Raw genomic sequence first — 6,089 nt, 5'->3', positions numbered from 1 at the left:
CTGTCGACGTCGACTTCGACGGGCCTGAGCTCGCTGTCGACCTCGACCTCGACAACGGCCAGCTCGTTGTCGACCGGCTTGAGCACGACGAACAGCACGGTAGATAGCCTCTCGACGTCGACTTCGACGGGGCTGAGTTCGCTGTCGACGTCGACCTCGACGACGGCCAGTTCGTTGTCGACGGGAGTCAGCTCGCTGTCGACCGGCTTGAGCACGACGAACAGCACGGTAGATAGCCTCTCGACGTCGACTTCGACGGGCCTGAGCTCTCTGTCGACGTCGACCTCGACGACGGCCAGCTCGCTGTCCACGGGAGTCAGTTCGCTGTCGACCGGCTTGAGCACGACGAACAGCACGGTGGATAGCCTCTCGACCTCGACTTCGACGGGCCTGAGCTCGCTGTCGACCTCGACTTCGACGACGGCCAGCTCGCTGTCGACGGGTGTCAGCTCCTTGTCGACCGGTTTGAGCACGACGAACAGCACGGTGGATAGTCTCTCGACCTCGACGTCGACGGGCCTGAGCTCTCTGTCGACGTCGACCTCGACGACGGCCAGCTCGCTGTCCACGGGCGTCAGCTCCCTGTCGACCGGTCTGAGCACGACCAACAGCACGGTGGATAGCCTCTCGACGTCGACTTCGACGGGGCTGAGTTCGCTGTCGACGTCGACCTCGACGACGGCCAGCTCGCTGTCCACGGGAGTCAGCTCGCTGTCGACCGGTTTGAGCACGACGAATAGCACGGTGGACAGCCTCTCGACGTCGACTTCGACGGGCCTGAGCTCGCTGTCGACCTCGACTTCGACGACGGCCAGTTCGCTGTCGACGAGTGTCAGCTCACTGTCGACCGGTCTGAGCACGACCAACAGCACGGTGGATAGCCTCTCGACGTCGACTTCGACGGGGCTGAGTTCGCTGTCGACGTCGACCTCGACGACGGCCAGCTCGCTGTCCACGGGAGTCAGCTCGCTGTCGACCGGTTTGAGCACGACGAATAGCACGGTGGACAGCCTCTCGACGTCGACTTCGACGGGCCTGAGCTCGCTGTCGACCTCGACTTCGACGACGGCCAGTTCGCTGTCGACGAGTGTCAGCTCACTGTCGACCGGTCTGAGCACGACCAACAGCACGGTGGATAGCCTCTCGACGTCGACTTCGACGGGGCTGAGTTCGCTGTCGACGTCGACCTCGACGACGGCCAGCTCGCTGTCCACGGGCGTCAGCTCGTTGTCGACCGGCTTGAGCACGACGAACAGCACGGTAGATAGCCTCTCGACGTCGACGTCGACGGGCCTGAGCTCGCTGTCGACGTCGACCTCGACGACGGCCAGCTCGCTGTCCACGGGTGTCAGCTCGCTGTCGACCGGTCTGAGCACGACCAACAGTACGGTGGACAGCCTCTCGAGCTCGACGTCTACCGGCGTGAGTTCGTTGTCAACGGGTGTGAGCTCGTTGTCGACTGGCCTGAGCACGACGAACAGCACAGTGGATAGCCTCTCGACCTCGACTTCAACGGGCCTGAGCTCGCTGTCAACCTCGACCTCGACGACGGCCAGCTCGCTGTCCACGGGGGTCAGCTCCCTGTCCACCGGTCTGAGCACGACAAACAGCACGGTAGACAGCCTCTCGACCTCCACCTCAACGGGCCTGAGCTCCCTGTCGACCTCAACCTCGACCACAGCCAGCTCGCTGTCCACCGGAGTCAGCTCGTTGTCCACCGGCCTGAGCACGACCAACAGCACGATGTCGAGCCTGTCCACGTCGACCTCGACCGGCCTGAGTTCGCTCTCGACGGGCGTGAGCTCCCTGTCCACTGGCCTGAGCACGACGAACAGCACGGTAGACAGCCTCTCGACGTCGACCTCGACGACAACCAGCTCGCTGTCAACCGGCGTGAGCTCACTGTCGACCGGCCTGAGCACGACCAACAGCACGATGGACAGCCTCTCGACCTCGACGTCGACGAGCCTGACTTCGCTGTCGACCTCAACCTCGACAACAGCCAGCTCGCTGTCGACGGGCGTGAGCTCCCTGTCCACCGGCCTGAGCACGACCAACAGCACGATCGACAGCCTCTCGACCTCAACGTCAACGAGCCTCACATCACTGTCGACCTCAACCTCGACCACAGCCAGCTCGCTGTCCACCGGCGTCAGCTCGCTCTCGACCGGCCTGAGCACGGCCACCAGCACGATGGACAGCCTGTCGACCTCGACCTCGACCGGCATGAGTTCACTGTCCACCGGCCTCAGCACAACAGTCAGCAACATTGCTTCGCTGTCGACCGGCGTCGCCAATTCGGTGCAGTACGACAACCCGCAGCACACCAGCGTCACGCTCGGCGGCGCCGGCGCCACCGCGCCGGTCACGCTGACCAACGTCGCGGCGGGCGTCAATCCGACCGATGCGGTGAACTTCGGACAGCTGACTTCGTTGTCGACGACCACGGTGTCGAGCATCAGCTCGCTGTCGACCGGCCTCGTCACGACCAACAGCACGGTGAATTCGCTGTCGACGTCGACCTCGACCGGCCTCGGTTCGCTGTCGACGAGTCTGGCCACTACCGACAGCAACGTCGCATCGCTGTCGACCGGTCTGACGACGACCAACAGCAACGTCAGCGCGCTGTCGACCGGCCTCGCCAACGGCACCGTCGGTCTGGTGCAACAGGTCGGCGGCGCGCCGGGCAACGGCGCGATCACGGTCGGCGCGAGCACCGGCGGCACGGTGGTCGACTTCACCGGCACCGACGGCGCACGCCAGCTGACCGGCGTCGCGGCCGGCACCAACCCGACCGACGCGGTCAACGTGAGCCAGTTGCAGGCGGTCGCCGCGGTCGCATCGAACGCGGTGCTGTACGACAACGCGGCCCACACCAGCGTCACGCTCGGCGGCACCGGCGCGACCTCGGCCGTCGCGTTGACCAACGTCGCCGCCGGCACGGTCAGCGCGACCAGCACCGACGCGATCAACGGCAGCCAGCTGTATCAGCTGCAGAGCCAGTTCGGCGCACTGGTCACGCAGTTGACCCCGGTGCAAACGACGGGCGGCACCGACTCGAAGTACGTCGCGGTGAATTCGACCGGCAACGCGGCAGTTGCTTCGGGCACCGAATCGGTATCGATCGGCGGCAACTCGCAGGCAAGCGGCACCAACACGGTGGCGCTCGGCAGCGGAGCCCAGGCGAGCGCGAACAACGCAACGGCGATCGGTGCGAACGCGGTGGTGTCGGCGACGAACTCGGTCGCGATCGGCGCGGGTTCGGTGGCCAGTTCGGCGAATACGGTGTCGGTGGGCTCGGTCGGCAACGAACGGACCATCAGCAACGTGGCGCCGGGCGTGAATCCGACCGACGCGGCAAACGTTGCGCAGTTGCAGGGCGTGCAGCAGAATATCGACAACGTCGCCCGCAACGCCTACTCGGGTATCGCGATGGCCGGTGCGTTGGCGGGGCTGCCGCAGGTGGAGCAGGGCAAGACGTTCCAGCTCGGCGCCGGCATCGGCAACTACGGTGGCTATACCGCGCTGGCGGTTGGTGCGAGCGCCCGCGTCACCGAAAACACCATCGTCAAGATGGGCGTGAGCGCGACGAACGGTAGCCGTCTGCTGATCAACGCCGGCGTCGGTTACTCCTGGTAAGGCGGTCGCGGCGGGGCAGACGCGGTACGGTTTGCCTCGCGCCGTGCGAAAAAAGACAGGCTCCCGCGGCGACGCGGGAGTCTGTCTTTACAACTTAAGAACTGAACATGCGCATCGGGATCTCCGTCGTCACGCATTCCGGCCAGAACATCTGGCAGAACGGTCTGGGACAGAACGTCATCTTTCTGGCCGAGGTGTTTCAACGCCTGCCGTTCGTGCAATCCGTTGTCCTGATCGATGTCGGCGATCAGCGCGCGATGCCGCCGCAAGTCGACACCGACGCCAAGGCGCTGCGCATCATGACGAGCGCCGAGGCGACCGATGAAGTCGACGTGATCATCGAAATGGGGGGCGCGCTCAACGTTCAATGGCTGGACCTGATGCGCAAGCGCGGCAAGAAAGTCGTGTTCTATTGCTGCGGGCAGCCGTTCGTCGGTCTCGTCGAATCGGCCGTGTTCAACAAGCCCACCCATGCGTCGCGCCCGGATCGCTGCGACGAAATCTGGCTGCTGCCGAAAGATGCGGGGTTCGCGCCGATGCTGCGGATACTGCATCGCTGCGACGTGCACGAAGTGCCGTTCATCTGGCATCCGCAATTCATCGAGCGACGCATCGAGGAAGTCGCGCAAATCACCGGGCTGCGCTATGGGTTCGAGACTAGCGAGGCGGCCGCGGATCCGTCGCGTGGTCTGCGCGTCGCGATCTTCGAGCCGAATATCTCGGTCGTGAAAACCTCCAGCGTGCCGATGCTGATCTGCGAGGAAGCCTATCGCGCCGAGCCGGACTCGGTGAGCAAGATGAACGTGCTCAATACGCTGCATCTGAAGGACCATCCGACCATGCTGTACTTCGCGAACTCGCTGAATCTCGTACGCGAGCATAAGGCGCTGTTTCAGGGGCGCAACGACGTCGTCGGTTTCATGGTGCAGCATGCGGACGCGGTCGTGTCGCATCAGTGGCAGAACGACCAGAACTACAGCTATCTCGACGCGCTGTACGGCGACTATCCGCTGATCCACAACTCTCCATGGCTGAAAGACGCCGGCTACTATTACCCGGCGTTCGAAGTGCGCGAGGGCGCCGCGCAACTGCGCCATGCACGCTCGCAACATGCCGCGCGGCTCGACGACTATCGCGCGCGCTCGAAACGCGTGTTCGACGCGGTGAATCCGTTCAGTCAGGCCAACCTCGATGCGCATGCGGCGCGGCTGCTGCATCTGTGCCGCGATACGACTTTTATCGCCAACCGCCCGGGCCATTCATGAATTCCGTACCCAGCTCATTGTCCGGCGCCCGCAAGCTGCGGGTCGGCGTATCGATTTATGTGCGCAAAGGCGAGCAGTCGCTGTGGGAAAACGGCATCTACCAGAACTGCATTTTTCTGGTGATGCTGCTGATGCGCTCGCCGCTCGTCGAGGCGACTTACCTCGTGGCCGGCGGCGGCGACGGCGAACCCGCCGACGCGAAGAACTTTCTCGCCGATTCGCCGGTGCCGCTGATCGACATGAACGAAGCGGCGAATACGCTCGACGTGATGATCGAAATGAGCGCGCAACTCGCGCGCGAATGGGTCGTTGCGTTTCGCGAGCGCGGCGGCAAGATCGTGTCGATGCGCGTCGGCAACGACTACGTGATCGACATCGAACGGATGGTGTTCGACAAATCGCACGGACTGCTGATTACCGGCGCGCCGTACCATGAAATCTGGACGCTGCCCGAATACGAAGTGACCTGCCTGCCGTACTTCGAAAGCGTGTTCCGCTGCCCGGTGCGGCTGATGCCGCATCTGTGGAGTCCGCTCGTGCTGGAGCGCGAAGCGGCAAAGCTGCCGGAAGGCAAACGCTTCGGCTACCAGCCGGGCCGCAAGCGCTGGCGCGCGGGCATCTTCGAGCCGAACATCTGCATGGTGAAGACGAGCTACGTGCCGCTGCTCGCCTGCGAGGCCGCGCATCGCGACAACCCGGACATGCTCGAACACGTGTTCGCGTACAACACGTTTCATCTGAAGGAACACGTGAGCTTCAACGGCTTTGCGCGTAGCCTCGATATCGTGCAGCACGGGCTCGCGTCGTTCGAAGGGCGCTTTCCGTTTTGTCAGGTGGTCGCGGCGGACGTCGATGTGGTCGTCAGCCATCAATGGGAAAACGCGCAGAACTACGTGTACTACGAGGCGCTGTATGGCGGTTATCCGCTGGTCCACAATTCGCATCTGATCGGCGACTGCGGATATCGCTATCACGGTTTCGATTGCGAGGACGGCGGCCGCGCGTTGCAACTCGCGTATGCGGAGCATGACGCCGGTCTGGATGCATACCGGCGCACCGCGAACGCGTTTCTCGCCCAGCTCGATCCGGAAAGCGACGTCAACGTCGCTACGTATACCGATGCGATTGCCCGGCTCTTCGACAACAGCTAAACCATGCCCGCACATCGATCGACTTTATCGACAC

4 protein-coding genes are annotated in these 6,089 nt (G+C 63.8%); 3 read left to right on the top strand and 1 reads right to left on the bottom strand.

Features of this window, described 5'->3' with window-relative positions:
- On the bottom strand, positions 1–2,228 hold a 2,228-nt coding region (locus BTH42_RS36025), incomplete at its 3' end, for a hypothetical protein (RefSeq protein WP_256702052.1).
- On the opposite strand from BTH42_RS36025, the gene BTH42_RS36020 reads away from it, so the two are divergent.
- The 3 genes from BTH42_RS36020 (at position 2,194) to BTH42_RS15660 (ending at position 6,055) form a co-directional block, all read left to right on the top strand.
- On the top strand, positions 2,194–3,639 hold the full coding sequence (locus tag BTH42_RS36020) for a YadA-like family protein (protein ID WP_256702051.1): 1,446 nt from the start codon (positions 2,194–2,196) through the stop codon (positions 3,637–3,639). The two genes, BTH42_RS36025 and BTH42_RS36020, sit on opposite strands and share 35 nt — an antisense overlap.
- Positions 3,640–3,746: 107 nt before the next feature.
- Positions 3,747–4,904, top strand: coding sequence for a DUF2827 domain-containing protein (locus BTH42_RS15665; protein ID WP_075300958.1), 1,158 nt, complete (start codon positions 3,747–3,749; stop codon positions 4,902–4,904).
- Complete coding sequence (locus BTH42_RS15660; RefSeq protein WP_075300956.1) at positions 4,901–6,055, top strand: DUF2827 domain-containing protein; 1,155 nt, start codon at positions 4,901–4,903, stop codon at positions 6,053–6,055. The genes BTH42_RS15665 and BTH42_RS15660 overlap by 4 nt, the downstream gene beginning before the upstream one ends.
- The last annotated feature ends 34 nt before the right edge of the window (positions 6,056–6,089 follow it).

Origin of the sequence: Burkholderia sp. SRS-W-2-2016, from assembly GCF_001931485.1 — a bacterium.
Taxonomy (GTDB): Bacteria; Pseudomonadota; Gammaproteobacteria; order Burkholderiales; family Burkholderiaceae; genus Paraburkholderia.
Note: the sequence above shows the minus strand (reverse complement) of the source record. Positions and strands in the feature narration are given on the sequence as shown.